Genomic DNA, 13,321 nt, shown 5'->3' with positions numbered 1-13,321 from the left:
CGATCGACGGGCATCCGGGCAGGTCAAGCCCGGCGAGCACCGTCCACAGCGGTCACTGGCAGCTACCGGGTGAACACTCTCCCGTACCGCCTCTCACCTGCCCGTGCACAGATCCCGTGCGTGCACGGTGGTGTGCCGTGCCGCCCGTTTGTGAAGCTGAGCCGCCTCTGCAGGACCTGTCGGCTCGGTCCAACCTGCCTGGCGCGCGCTTCCGCCGCGCCCGGCGCCGCGGCCGGGAAGGAAAGGCAATGAACCGCGCGATGACGCTCACCGCCCGCCGGCCGATCGCCGGGTTCGACCGCACCGGTCGGCAGTGGACGGTCGACTCGCACGCAGGTGGGCTGGTGCCGCTGCCCGAGCTGTCCGGGCGGCTGCTGACCGACTCCGCCACCCTCGCCCGCTACGGCCGCGACACCGGCAACATCGTCGCCGCGACCCCCTCGGCCGTGCTCGTCCCCGGCTCCGTCGACGACGTCCAGGACATGGTCCGCTACTGCCACCTGCTGGACATCCCGGTCACCGCGCGCGGTGAGGCGCACACCACCGGCGGCCAGTCCCTCGTCGAGGGCGGCCTGGTGATCGACATGACCGCGCTGACCGAGGTGCACCAGATCACCACCGACTGGCTGGAGGCGGACGCGGGCGCGTCCTGGCGCTCGGTCGCCTACCTCGCCGCTCAGCGCGGCCGCCGGGCCGAGTGCCTGCCCGGCTACCTCCGGCTCACCCTGGGCGGCACCCTGTCCGTCGGCGGTTTCGGCCCCAGCTTCCGCTCCGGCGGCCTCGTCGACCAGGTGCTCGCCGTGGAGGTGGTCACCGGGACCGGGGAGCGGCTGTGGTGCTCGCCCGGCCTGCGCCCGGACCTGTTCGACGCCGTGCTCGGCGGGCTCGGCCAGTGCGGGATCATCACCAGGGTCCGGCTGCGCCTGCTGCCCGCGCCCGAGCGCGCGCGGACCTACCTGCTGCACTACATCGAGCCGGGCCCGGCGCTGGACGCGATGCGGACGCTGATCGAGCGCGACGAGATCGACGGCGTGTTCGCCATGGTGGTGCCGCCGACCCCGGCCTCTCCCCCGCTCTACCAGGTGCGCGTGCAGGTCTTCCACGACGGCATCCCGCCGGAGCGGGAGCACACGCTGCGCGGGCTGCCCTCCGGGGTGTCCGCGCCGAGGGAGGTCGACGAGACCTACCTCGACCACATCTCCGAGTTCGACACGCTGATCGACGACTACCGCGAGCGCGGCTGGGACGACCGGATCAAGCCCAGGCACGACGTGCTGCTGCCGGACGAGACGGTGGAGGAGCACGTCGGCGCGGTGGTGCCCGCGCTGACCCGCGAGGAGTGGGGGCCGCAGGGCTTCGTGGTGCTGATGCCGCACCTGGCGCGGGCCTTCGGCTGCCCCCGGCTGCGCATCCCGGCCGACACCGAACTGGTGTGGCTGTTCGACCTGCTCACGGTGGCGCCCGCGCATCCGGGGCGGGGCTTCACCGAGCGGATGCTGACCCGCAACCGCCGTCTGTGGGCGCAGGCCCGCTCGCTGGGCGGCGTGCACTACCCGCTGGGCACCACCGAGTTCGGCCCGCGCGAGTGGCGCGAGCACTACGGCGTCACCTGGCTGGACGTGGTCACCGCGAAGAAGCGCTACGACCCCGAGGGCATCCTCGGCTCCGGGGCGGGCATCTTCGGCTAGGCCGTGTTTCACGGGTCTCGTTCGATGAGAGCCGGGATCGAGGTCGTTGCTGGCAAGTCGGCGGGAAGGCCGCGTACCGGTGTTGTACGCGGGCATTCCGGCGGCGCCGCCAGGGGCGGGCTCGGCCCGGCTGTCGCGAACACGGATCTGTGAAACCCGGCCTAACCCGTTGACCACCGCCGACCCCGCCGGGGATGGGGGTCGGCGGTGGTCAGTGCCGGTGGTCGTGCTCGCGCACCCAGTTGCCGATCTTGACCCGGTTGTTCACCCGGAGCCGGGCGTTGGCGATGTTGACGTGGTCCTCGATGGTGCGCACCGACAGGTTGCGGCGCGCGGCGATCTCGCTGTTGGTCAGGCCCTGCGCGATCAGCCGCGCGGTGGCCAGCACGCTCTTGCTCAGCACCGACTCCGCCGAGCCCGTGACCGGACCGGCCGCGCCGATCTCGTCGTCGGTCAGCGCCATCGCCACGATCTGGTCGAAGTCCTTGTCCCGTCCCGTGTTGTACGCCGCCGCGTAGTCCTCGGGCGCCAGTGCCGCGCGGGCCTCGCGCTCGGTGATGGCCCTGCGGTCGTCGAACGGGGTCAGGCCCGCGATGGTCACACCGGTCTGGGTCTGCAGGCGTGCCGCGGCGCCGAGCAGGCAGGCCGCCCTGCGGTGGTCGCCGAGCGCGCCCGCGGTCCAGCCGAGCGCCTCCACCGCCCACACCGGCCCCCACCGGTCGCCGATGACGTACTGGCGCTTCAGCGACGCGCGGAACAGCGGCACCGCCTTCTGCGGTTTGCCGTGCATCAGCTCGGTCAGCGCCTGCACCCACATCGCCCAGGTGATCGCCCACTCCGCGCCCGCGGCCTCCGCCTCGCTGAGCACGGCGGCGCTGGCCTCGTGCGCCTGGTCCGGCTCCCCCAGGAACGCCGCGCCCATCGCCAGGAACAGCGCCGCCATGTGCGCGTCGCCGGGATCGCCCTCGACCCGGAAGCGGTCGCGGGCGACGGCCAGCACCTCCAGCGCCTGGGGGTCCCGTCCGACGAGGAAGCCGTAGCTGCCCTTCGCCCACAGCACCGACGGCGGTGCCTGCTCGTACAGCGTCTTGCGGCTGGGGACGTGGCCGAGCAGCACGGCCACCGCGGCGTCGCAGCGCTCCATCAGCGACTCGGCGCGGACCCGATCGCCCTGGATGACGCTCATCCAGGCGCCCAGCGCCAGCATCGTCACGCTCAGGGTGCTGGTGTCGCCCTCGTTGAGCCGGTCCAGCGCGTTGTCCAGCCACTTGCGGGCATCACCCAGGCTGCCGGTGAAGTACCAGGAGCGCAGCCGGGCCAGGTTCATCGCGATCTCGGCCGAGACGTAGACCTGCTCCGGCGTCTCCAGGCAGAAGTCGATGGCGGCGCGCAGGTTCGGCAGCTCGCGCCAGGACCGGATCAGCAGTTCGACCTCGCGCCCGCCGAACCACTCGCGGGCGTGGTCGGCGGCCAGCCCCCGGTAGTGGTCGAGGTGCCGCTGCCGCAGCGCCTGCTCCTCGTTGGACTCGGCCAGCCGCCGCGCGCCGAACTGCCGCACCGAGTCCAGCACCCGGTAGCGGGTCCTGCCGTCCTGCATCTCGGTGGTGATGATCGACTTGCGGATGAGGTCGGCCAGCAGCGGCAGGATGTCGTCGCGCTGGATGCCCTCACCGATGCACACCTCCTCGGCGGCCAGCCAGTCGAAACCGCCCGCGAACACCGAGATCCGGGCCCACAGCCGCTTCTCGTCAGGCCCGCACAGGCTGTAGCTCAGGCTGAGCGCGTCCTCCAGGGTGCGCCTGCGGTTGCGGGCCAGCCGGGTGCCGCCCGCCGCGCGCGGGGTCAGCTTCTCCAGCCGGTTGAGCACCTCCGGCAGCGACTGGGCGATGAGCAGGCGCGCCGCCAGCTCGATCGCCAGCGGGATGCCGTCCAGCCGCTGGCACAGCTTCGCGGCGTCGACGATGGTGTCCCGGTCGATGGCAACGCCGTCGGCGTCGGCGCGGTCGATCAGCAGCCGCACCGCGTCGTAGTCGCCGAGCGAGTCGACCGGGTGCTCCTGCTGCATGTCCGGGAAGGCCAGCGGCTTCAGCGCGATCACGTGCTCGGCGGCCAGGTCCAGCCACTGCCTGCTGGTGGCCAGCACCCGCAGCTTCGGGGAGGACAGCAGCAGGGTGCCGACCAGCTCGGCCGCGGCGTCGGCCAAGTGCTCGCAGTTGTCCAGCACCAGCAACATGTCCCGGGTCTGCAGGTGCTCGATCAGCAGGTCCAGCGAGGACCGGGTGGACTGGTCGCGCAGGCCCAGCTCGCTGGCCACGGTCTGGGCCAGCAGGTCGGGGTCGGCGAGGTCGCCGAGCCGCATCAGGTGCACCCCGTCCGGGTAGGTCCCGGCGTCGACCTCGACGCGGGCCACCTCCTCGGCCAGCCGGGTCTTGCCGACGCCCGCGGTGCCGGCGATGGTGACCAGCCGGGCGTTGCCCGCGAGCTTCTCCCGGACCTCGGTCAGGACCTCGGTGCGGCCGACGAAGCTGTTGACCGCCGCAGGCACCCCGCGCTGCCGCAGGCCGCTCACGTGCCTGCCTCGTCCAGGGTGTCCACGGCCCAGCAGGTCATCGATTCCTCGCTGTCGAGACGGCATCTCTTGCTGACGCGGGCGGCCCCGCCCCGCGAGCAAACTAGAGCATGTCCGGCGGTCATCGGTCCCTCCGGGGTTTCCGGTGGGGTGTGGCGCGGCGGATCACGCCGATGGGTGACCCGCACGGCGGCCACACGAGGAATTCTAGACGCCGCCACCGGGCGGCCGGACGCGGAGCCGCTCGGTCAGCGGCACCGCGGGCGGCACCGGAAGCGGCCTCGGCGGGCGGCCGTCACGCACGTCGGCCGTCGCCGCCGCCACATCGGCGGCGGGGGCGAGCACGTCGCCGCCGAGCACGGCCAGCACGACCGAATCGCCGTCCCGGCCCGGCCCGGAGAACTCCGCGACCACCGACCAGCCGCGGACTTCGTCCCACAGCAGAGCCATTTCCCGGTCGGGAAGACCGGCGGGCCGCCAGTCCAGCGCGACGTAGGCCGATGCCCTCGGCTCGGTCTCCATCGTGCAGGACTCCAGCCCGACGCCGAACGCCTCGGCGACCTCGGCGAGGTAGGCGCGCAGGCCGAGGCCGAACGCCGCATCCCGGGGCTCGGCCTCCCTGGCCTCCAGCACCGCCGTCATCGCGAACCGACCTCCTTGTCACAGGGGCGGGTCCCGGCGGGCTGGGGGAGGAGGAGCCCGCCGGGACCGTTTCGAGGGGAGGGATGCTCAGGCGTCGATCTGCTTCGGCGCGGAGGCGCCCGCGTTGATCTCGATGCGACGCGGCTTGGCCTTCTCCGCGACCGGGATGCGCAGGGTCAGCACACCCGCGTCGTAGCTGGCGTCGATGCGGTCGGCGTCCAGGGTGTCGCCGAGGAAGAGCTGCCGGGAGAACACGCCGAGGGGGCGCTCCGCGACCTGCATCTCGACCTTCTCCGTCCCCGTCGCCGGGCGCCGCTCGGCCTTGACGGTCAGGACGTTGCGCTCCACGTTCAGCTCGATGGCGTCCGGCGAGACACCGGGCAGGTCGAAGGCCACGACGAAGGTGTCGCTCTCACGGTAGGCGTCCATCGGCATGGCGGCCGGGCGCGACCAGGTGCCCGTGAAGACCTGCTGGGCGAGCCGGTCGAACTCCCGGAACGCGTCGGTGCGCATCAACATCTGTTCCACCTCCTGGTCGTTGTCTGGTGTCAACGCGCACCCCTGTTCTAACATGTCGTCGCAAAGATGACAAGTCCAGATGTCAACGAAGGGACGACAAGCATGGACGAGGAGGCGCGCATCGTGCTCTCGGGCCGCGCGACGACCTCGCCGGACCCGGTGACCCAGGCCCTTGAGCTGGTCCGTTCGGTGACCGGGGACGGTGCGGCGACGGCCGAGGAGGTGCTGGCGGCGCTGACGTTGCTGCGCGGGCTGCGCGAGGAGCTGGCGGCGTGGGAACCGCGGCTGATCACCGCCGCGCGCGAGGGTGGGACGAGCTGGGTGCGCCTGGCGCCCGCGCTCGGCGTCGCGAGCAGGCAGGCGGCCGAGCGCCGCTACCTGCGGCTGCGCACCGAAGGCGTGGAAGACCCGGAGAGCACCGGTGAGGGGCGGGTCCGGGCCGAGCGCGAGCGGCGGGCCGGCGACCGCGCCGTGCACGCGTGGGCCAAGGAGAACGCCGCGACGCTGCGCGGCCTCAGCGGCCGGGTGGCCGGGCTGAGCGGGCTCACCGGCGCGGCCAAGCACAGCGTCGGCGAGGTGCGCGCGGCACTGGGCTCCGACAACAGCTCCGCGCTGCTGGGCCCGTTGGCGGCGGCCGCGGCGCACCTGCACAAGACGCATCCCGCGCTGGCCAAGGAGATCACCGAACTCACCCGGCGCACCGACGAGCTGCGCAAGGCTCAGCGCGAGCAGTAGCGGCCGCGTCCGAGCTCCCGCACGTCCCCGTCCGCCACGGCACGGCGCAGCGCGGCGGTGAACCGCCCCGGACCCCACTGGGCGGCGCCGAGCCGTGCCCGCAGTTCGGCCTTGGTCAGCGGCTCGCGCCGGAGGGCCGTGAGGATCGCGTCGACCTCGCGTTGGTCGTCGGGGCCTGCCGAGGGGTAGTCGGAGGTTCCCGGCAGCGGCGCGTAGCCGGAGCGCGTGGCGTCCTTGCTGGAGACACGGGGTTTCTCGTCGGCGCTCGCCGACAGGGGGCTGGCGACATCCTCCAGCGAACGCTGCGCCGCCTCCACCCCGAGCACGATCTCCACGATCCCGCCGAGCATCATCACGCCCGCGCCGATGTAGTAGCCGATGGCGACGGCGGCGGGATCCCCCGTCTCGACCAGCACACCGAAGAGCGCGGGGCCGATGATTCCGCCGAGGCCCGTGCCGACCGAGTAGAACAGCGCGATGGCCATCGCCCGGATCTCCAGCGGGAAGATCTCGGAGACGGTGAGGTAGGCGGCGCTCGCACCGGCCGAGGCGAGGAAGAACACGGCCGTCCACGCGATCGTCAGTGTTGTCTCGGTGAGCAGACCGTGCTGGAACAGCAGTCCGGTACCGACCAGCAGCACCCCGGATCCCAGGTAGCAGACGGAAATCATCGTGCGGCGGCCGATGGTGTCGAAGAGCTTGCCCAGCACCAGGGGCCCGACCAGGCTGCCCACGGCGAGCGGCACGAGGTAGCCGCCGACGGTCGCACCGGAGATGCCGAAGAACCGGCCGAGCACCAGCGCCTGGGTGAAGTAGACGGCGTTGTACAGAAATGCTTGTCCCACAAAGAGTCCGAGCCCGAGCAGGGTCCGCTTGGGGTAGGTCTTCAGCAGGACCTTGCCCACGGTGCCGAAGCCGACCGTGCCGCGCTGCTTGACCTCGATGCGCTCGGACACCGGCTCGAGTGTGGCGCCGGTCTGCTCCTCGACCTTGCGCTCGATCTCGCCGACGAGCTTGTCCGCTTCGTCGGCGCGTCCGTGGGTGAACAACCAGCGCGGGCTCTCCGGGACGTTGCGCCGCACCAACAGGATTCCGACGCCGAGCACCGCTCCGAGCGCGAACGCCACCCGCCAGCCGATGTCCAGCGCGAACAGCCGCGGATCGAGCAGCACCAGGGTGAGCGCCGCGCCGACGGCCGCGCCCAGCCAGTACGAGCCGTTGACGATGAGGTCCACCCTGCCCCTGACCCGCGCGGGCACCAGCTCGTCGATCGCCGAGTTGATCGCCGCGTACTCGCCGCCGACCCCGGCTCCGGTCAGGAAGCGCATCAGGAAGAACCACCACGCGCTGAAGGAGAACGCGGTGAGCACCGTGGCGACCAGGTAGAGCGCCAACGTCAGCAGGAACAACCGTTTCCGGCCGAGGCGGTCGGTGAGGTAGCCGAAGAACAACGAGCCCAGCACCGCGCCGAGCACGTAGAACGACGCGGCGATGCCGACCTCGGCCTCCGTCAGCCGCAGCCCGCTCTCCGGGTCGGTGAGCCGCTCCCCCAGCGCCCCGACGATTGTGACCTCCAGCCCGTCGAGGATCCACACCGTGCCGAGGCCGAGCACCACGGTCCAGTGCCACTTCGCCCAGGGCAGCCGGTCCATCCGCGCCGGCACGTCGGTTCTCGCGGTCTCTTGGGCCACGGCTCGCTCCCCTCCTCGGGTACCAGTCGTGACTACCCCGGGAAATTCGCTGGCACACCCGTCGCGCGGCCGCACTCTGGCCAGCGTGCTCCACCACGAGGTCCGTGCGGCGTGCACGCCGTCGACGATCACCGCCCAACAGGCGTACTCACCGCTGATCGGCCTGCCCTCAGCGCGGAACGGCCGCTGTGCCCCACCGTGGAAGCGGGATCGGATGACGTGGATCAAGCCGTCGTTCCTCTGGGTGATGCACCGCCGCGGTTGGGGCATCGAGGAAGGCCAGGAAACCGTGCTGGCGGTGGAGATCACGTTGCAGCTCGGCCTCGGCGGGGCACCTAGTTCCAGGCAAGCCGTGACCTCGTCGTCCAGTACTCGGTCGCGGGTTCGGCGAGGTCCGCCAAGTCGTCCAAGACGATGTCGAGCGCCCGGAGATTGGAGTCGAGCTGTCCGGTGCTCGCGGCTCCGCTGAGGACGGTGTCCGCCCAGGGTTGGGCCAGCGCGGCGGCGATCGCGATGGCGTCCGGGCCGACTCCGTTGCGCTCCGCCAGCTCGGTGATCCGCGCAGGCGGGTTCACGATGAGCCTGCCGTTGGCCACGGTTTCCTTGAGCAGCACGTGCGCTCCGGCGTCGTGCGCCTGCTTCAGCGCCGGCCCGGCTGAGGGTTCGAGAACGTTCCAAGTGGACTGAACGACGGTGAACACGTCCAGCGCGAGCGCGCGCTCCACCGTTTCGGCCTGCGCGGGACCAGAAGTGGAGAACCCGACGCGAACGCCGGACTCCGCGAGTGCGGCGAGTGCTTCGAGCAGCGCGCGATCGGTGAACAGCGGACTGTCCGGGGTGAGCGAGTGGACCTGGTAGTAGGAGACCCGGTCACCGAGCAGCGCCCGGGTTTGCGCCCACTGCTCGGTGAAACGGGCGAGCGAGTGCTCCTTCACCTCGTGCACCTCGGCGTCCGGGCGCCAGTCCGCGACGTAGGCGTAGCCCCACTTGCTCGACACGGTCACGTCGGTGATCGCGCGGTCGGCCAGCCACCCCGCCAGGAACTCCTCGGAGCGGCCGTACGAGCGCGCGGCGTCCACCCAGCGGACCCCGCGCGCGTAGGCGGCGTCGAGCACGTCCCAGCACGCCTGCCGCATCGCGTCGACGGTGCGCCCGCGCGGCAGGGCGTCCTCGCGGCCGAGGTTGATGTACGCGGGACGGCCGAGCGCGGCCAGGCCGAGTCCGATGCGGTCGAGCATGCGACCACCCTAGTTCGTCCACATACGTGAATGCTTGTCACATCCGCGATCGGCTGTCACCCTTGCCGGACCGCCGCGTTCCCTGCTTCACACCGGAGGTTTGGTGATGGCGATGAGGCCACGCGCACTGACCGGGGCCGCGCTCGTCGGCGGACTGCTGCTGCTCGCGCCGGGCACGGCGGGCGCCGAGGTCGAGCCGGGCGGCTGGACGTCCCACTCGCCCTCGTTCACCGTGCAGGAGAGGGGTTGCGGCACCGTCAGCAACCTGACCTTCACGCTGACCTGTTCGACCGCGAGCGGCGACCAGCGCGCCGAGCGGCGCTACGCGACCTACACCGGCGGCACCCGCCAGTTCGAGGGTTCGTTCCGGATCACCAGCATGGGTGGCACCCGGATCAGCCTCAAGCAGACGTTCCACGAGTCCGGAAGCGGGCCGTTCTTCATGCTCGCCGTGGAACGCGGCGGACGGCTCTACGCGGTGCACGGCGGTGACACGGTCGCCAGCGGCGCGACGGTCGGCACCACGGTGCGAGTCAACACCGTGCACCAGGTGGGCAGCGAACACCGGACTTACATCAACGGTTCGTTGCGGCACAGGACTTCCAGCCCCGGCGGCAGCTTCTACGACAAGTTCGGCGCGTACCGCACCAACAGCGGGAACGGCCCGGCCACCGTGGTGTGGAGCAATCTCGGATTCTGGCGCAAGTAGCCCTCCCCCTCGCGGTGGTCCCGTTGCCCTCACGGGACCACCGCCCGGCCACGATGCGGGTACCCATGCTGCGAGTTCTCCTGGCCCTGTTCCTGCTCACCGCCTGTTCCGGAGCGCCGCCGTCAGCTTCGCCTTCGCTCAGCGCGAAAATGCTCTCCCCCAACGACATCGCCCTGGAGTGGCGCGGTGAGCCCACCACGCACGCGCTCGAATTCGCAACCGAGCGCGACGGCGCCTACACCGTCCTCCAGTACGCTCCGCCCGGGCAGAGCACGTTCAAGCACCCTGACTTGATGCCCAAGACACCCTTCTACTACCGCTTGCGCTCGATCCACGGCCCCGCTTCCGCGCCGCTCGACGTCACGCTTCCGCCAGGCGAGTTCGACGAGCAGGCCGACCACTCCTGGGCTCCTCCGCGGACGCTTCCCGGCTCGCCTTCGAAGCACCCCGTGCGCTCCGAGCAGGCCGTGCCGACCGACGTGCGCGCGAAGGTGATGCATGCCAACGGGATTCTGTTCACGTGGCAGGACAACGCCTCGGACGAGGCCGGGTACCTGATCGAGGCGCGCGCGGCGGGGGCTTCGGAGTACCGGGTGGCGGCGGTGCTGGATCCCGATGTCAACTCGTTCGGGTTGATCACGTTGCCGGAGGAGAAAGTGGCTTCTTATCGGGTTCGGGCGTACTTCTACGGGGCGCAGTCGAATGTTGTGCACTTGGTGACCGGGGGGTAGCTCTGGGGCTTCCTGGTTGCGCCGGTACCAGCGGGGGTCGGCTGGTACCGCGGGGCGGCTGTTTCCGCGGGGCGGCTGTTTCCGCGGGGCGGCTGGTTCCGCGGGGCTGTTTCCCAGCGTGGGGTCGGCTGGTTCCGCGGGTCGGCTGGTTCCCAGCGTGGGGTCGGCTTGACCTGGGGCCCCTTGCGCGTGCCCGTGGGCCTCTCGGGGGCACGGGATGAAACTCCGGCCCTCGCGGGAAGCGTATGGCACGCGCACCCCAGGTAAAGCCTCGATTCCGTTTACGGCTTGCGTTCGCAGGAACCTGACTTTGTCCACAATGGACTCGGCCATGAAAACCGTTGCCGCACCTGGGAATTCACCCTCTCGGGATTCGATGTCGATCTTTCATTTTGAGACAATGGAAGAGAGTCGGAAGGGGGTGAACGTGGTGAATCCCAAGGCATTGATCCACTTGATGAAACACCATCTCGCGCAGGCCGATGACTACAAGGCCACCGGTGACGGACTGGTGGAGCGAATGAAGGACTGGGAGACCTTGGCGGCGCTGGTTCTCGCCGCTGCCACCGATACCGCGACCGAAGCGGAATCCCAAGGCCTGCACACCGCGCACAGCTGCAAGAACCTCGCGGTGCTGTTGCGGTCGAAGGTGAAACTCGAACCTGCCGAAGCGCAGCGGCGTACCCGGTTGGTGCATGAGCTGCCGAAGCTTCCCGCGACCCGGGAGCGGATGTATGCCGGGGAGATCAGCGGTCGACACGCGCTGGTGATCTCCGACGCGGTCAAACGCATCCCGTCTGAGCGTCGTGAGGAAGCCGAGCAGTACTTGGCGCGGGTGGCGCCGACGATGCATCCGCGTGATCTGATGCTCGCGGGTAAGTACTTGCGCAGCGTCCTCGACCCGGATGGCACCTTCCGCGACGAACAGGAGGCGGTGGCTCGCCGGGAGTTGCGGATGGCCAGCGATCAGGACGGGTCGCTGCACGTCAAGGGTGTCTTTCCGTTGATCGCTGGGCAGAAGATGAAGGCTGTGCTGGATGCGTTGGCCAAACCGCGCACGGTGGATGGGGAGAAGGATCCGCGGACGGCGGGGCAGCGGTATGCCGATGCGTTCGAGGAGGTGATCGACCTGGCCATGGCGACCGGGGATCTCCCCGAGACCGGAGGACGGCGGCCGACGGTGGTGGTGACGATGGACTTCGAGAGACTCCTGGCGATGCTGGGTAGCGGCAGCACGGCTACGGGTGATCGGGTGTCGGCGGGGTTGGTGCGGCAGATGTGCTGTGAGGCCGGGATCCTCCCCACCGTCCTGGGCGGGGGCAGTGAACCTCTGGATCTGGGTCGGGAACGACGGACCGCTTCGGTGGCCCAGCGCAAGGCGTTGGCGGTGCGGGACAAGGGGTGTGCGTTCCCGGGCTGTGATCGGCCACCGGGGTGGACGGAAGCACACCACGTGTGGCACTGGATTGACGGCGGGCCGACCGATCTCGGCAACCTGGTTCTGCTGTGCGTGTATCACCACCACGTGATGCACGCAGAGGAGTGGAGGATCGTTTTCGAGCAGGGGATACCGAGCTTCATCCCGCCGCGGTGGATCGATGTCGAGCAGAAGCCGCTGCGCAACATCAGAGTGGACTACCCACTCACGCTCTAACGCAAGGCGCCTAACGGAAGGGAGGCTTTGCCTGGGGCCAAGCCGGACCCGAGCAGGAGCTAGCTGCTACTGCTGCACGAACTGTTCGAGCACCCGCCGCCTCCGCAAGAGCAAGAGCTACAAGAACTTCGGGTCGATTGCTGGCGACGTGAGGGGTCGTAGGCAGCCGCGCGGGCCTCGGCGTCGGGGTGAGCGCGGAAGCCGCGCAACGCGACTGTGGCTACGGTGCGGTTCTCGAACTCGGGCACTTGGATCTTGCCGGAGCGGATGTCGGCAGCCATGCGCTCGCCGTCCCTGGTCAAGGCGGAGACGCCGGAGGCGATGGAAATGGCGTAGAACACCAGGACGCCTGGCGAAGGTGCCGCGCCATCCGAGCGTGGACGTCACTGCGATCGCGAGCCACAGGAGGCCGAGGAACAGCAGGTGCCAGTAGAACTCGTTCACCGATGGCGCGGTCGCGGTCGCCGACCAGGCACGCGGCCTCATGGGCGGACAGCTCGACGTCCAGAGTGGACGGTCGATGTCGGATCCTGCGCCGCAGCCTGACCAGCAGCAGCATGTCCAGGCCGAACAGGGCGTACCACAGAACTTCCAGCATCGTCTTCCCCCGGAGACATACCGGGGAGCACCGTAGCGGAGGGGCTACCAGCTGAACTGTCAGGGGCGGGGGCGGAGGGTGCCGTCGGCAGCGACGATGATGCCGGCCTGGGGCTGGGCGCCGCCGCACTCGGGGGCGCCGGGGAAGACCTGCTTCGGCGTCAGCTCGATGTCCTTCTCGACGAGGGTCTTGCCCTGGGCGTCGGTCAGCCGGACGCTGACCCGCATCGGCTCCGGCTTCAGGTCGGTCACGTCCAGGAAGCCGTTCTTCCCGCCGGTGGGCACCATCTTGGCGCTGCACGAGTCCTCGGGCTTCTTGCCCTCGCAGCTCGACGGGGTGGCCCTGGTCGACTCGTCGAGGTGGACGTCCTTGCCGTTCAGGGACGCCTTGGCGACCTTCGCGGCCAGCGGGGGCTCGATGTCGATGCCGATGCCGGAGCGAGCGGCGATCCCGGGGCACGGGCGTCCGGCCGCGCCCGGGTCGTGTTCGCCGCAGGCGGCGAGCAGGGCGACTCCGGCAAGTACCAGCGAGAACATGCGCATGACTG

General features: G+C 70.5%; 11 protein-coding genes and 1 pseudogene. 6 read left to right on the top strand and 6 right to left on the bottom strand.

What is annotated here, in order from left to right:
- The first annotated feature begins 248 nt into the window (after positions 1-248).
- Positions 249-1,688, top strand: a complete 1,440-nt coding sequence (locus tag BLT28_RS03285; RefSeq protein ID WP_052407453.1) for an FAD-binding protein — start codon at positions 249-251, stop codon at positions 1,686-1,688.
- Between the two features lie 211 nt (positions 1,689-1,899).
- Here the strand turns inward: BLT28_RS03285 and BLT28_RS03280 are convergent, their stop codons facing one another.
- The 3 genes from BLT28_RS03280 to BLT28_RS03270 all read right to left on the bottom strand — a co-directional run bounded on the left by BLT28_RS03280 (position 1,900) and on the right by BLT28_RS03270 (position 5,418).
- The gene (locus tag BLT28_RS03280) at positions 1,900-4,257 is read right to left on the bottom strand and encodes an NB-ARC domain-containing protein (protein WP_052407454.1); all 2,358 of its coding nucleotides are present in this window, start codon (positions 4,255-4,257) and stop codon (positions 1,900-1,902) included.
- 207 nt (positions 4,258-4,464) lie between these two features.
- Entirely contained in the window at positions 4,465-4,899 is a 435-nt protein-coding gene (locus tag BLT28_RS03275; protein WP_052407455.1) for a DUF6292 family protein, read from the bottom strand.
- Positions 4,900-4,986: 87 nt separating this feature from the next.
- The gene (locus BLT28_RS03270; RefSeq protein WP_030430313.1) at positions 4,987-5,418 is read right to left on the bottom strand and encodes an Hsp20/alpha crystallin family protein; all 432 of its coding nucleotides are present in this window, start codon (positions 5,416-5,418) and stop codon (positions 4,987-4,989) included.
- A gap of 102 nt (positions 5,419-5,520) precedes the next feature.
- Between BLT28_RS03270 and BLT28_RS03265 the strand changes: the two genes are divergently transcribed.
- The gene (locus BLT28_RS03265) at positions 5,521-6,153 is read left to right on the top strand and encodes a hypothetical protein (protein WP_052407456.1); all 633 of its coding nucleotides are present in this window, start codon (positions 5,521-5,523) and stop codon (positions 6,151-6,153) included.
- Here BLT28_RS03265 and BLT28_RS03260 read toward each other — a convergent pair.
- Positions 6,138-7,844 carry an MFS transporter gene (locus BLT28_RS03260; RefSeq protein WP_231950599.1) on the bottom strand — a complete coding sequence of 569 codons (1,707 nt, stop codon included), beginning with the start codon at positions 7,842-7,844 and terminating at the stop codon, positions 6,138-6,140. The two genes, BLT28_RS03265 and BLT28_RS03260, sit on opposite strands and share 16 nt — an antisense overlap.
- On the opposite strand from BLT28_RS03260, the pseudogene BLT28_RS41645 reads away from it, so the two are divergent.
- Positions 7,750-8,145, top strand: a pseudogene (locus BLT28_RS41645) (DUF4291 family protein); the annotation flags it as partial. The gene BLT28_RS03260 and the pseudogene BLT28_RS41645 overlap by 95 nt on opposite strands.
- A gap of 34 nt (positions 8,146-8,179) precedes the next feature.
- Here BLT28_RS41645 and BLT28_RS03250 read toward each other — a convergent pair.
- Complete coding sequence (locus tag BLT28_RS03250) at positions 8,180-9,082, bottom strand: aldo/keto reductase (RefSeq protein ID WP_030430316.1); 903 nt, start codon at positions 9,080-9,082, stop codon at positions 8,180-8,182.
- Positions 9,083-9,194: 112 nt separating this feature from the next.
- On the opposite strand from BLT28_RS03250, the gene BLT28_RS03245 reads away from it, so the two are divergent.
- From BLT28_RS03245 to BLT28_RS03235, 3 genes are all read left to right on the top strand, one after another.
- Positions 9,195-9,791, top strand: coding sequence for a hypothetical protein (locus BLT28_RS03245; protein WP_030430317.1), 597 nt, complete (start codon positions 9,195-9,197; stop codon positions 9,789-9,791).
- Between the two features lie 65 nt (positions 9,792-9,856).
- A complete protein-coding gene (locus tag BLT28_RS03240; protein WP_030430318.1) occupies positions 9,857-10,522 on the top strand; it encodes a fibronectin type III domain-containing protein in 666 nt (221 codons plus the stop codon).
- Positions 10,523-10,853: 331 nt separating this feature from the next.
- A complete protein-coding gene (locus BLT28_RS03235; RefSeq protein ID WP_172806496.1) occupies positions 10,854-12,176 on the top strand; it encodes an HNH endonuclease signature motif containing protein in 1,323 nt (440 codons plus the stop codon).
- Positions 12,177-12,833: 657 nt separating this feature from the next.
- Here BLT28_RS03235 and BLT28_RS03230 read toward each other — a convergent pair.
- Positions 12,834-13,310, bottom strand: a complete 477-nt coding sequence (locus BLT28_RS03230) for a hypothetical protein (RefSeq protein WP_156051516.1) — start codon at positions 13,308-13,310, stop codon at positions 12,834-12,836.
- Positions 13,311-13,321 lie beyond the last annotated feature (11 nt).

Source organism: Allokutzneria albata (genome assembly GCF_900103775.1).
Classification (GTDB): Bacteria; Actinomycetota; Actinomycetes; order Mycobacteriales; family Pseudonocardiaceae; genus Allokutzneria; species Allokutzneria albata.
The sequence above is the reverse complement of the archived record's forward strand: the minus strand, read 5'-3'. Positions and strand labels throughout refer to the sequence as shown.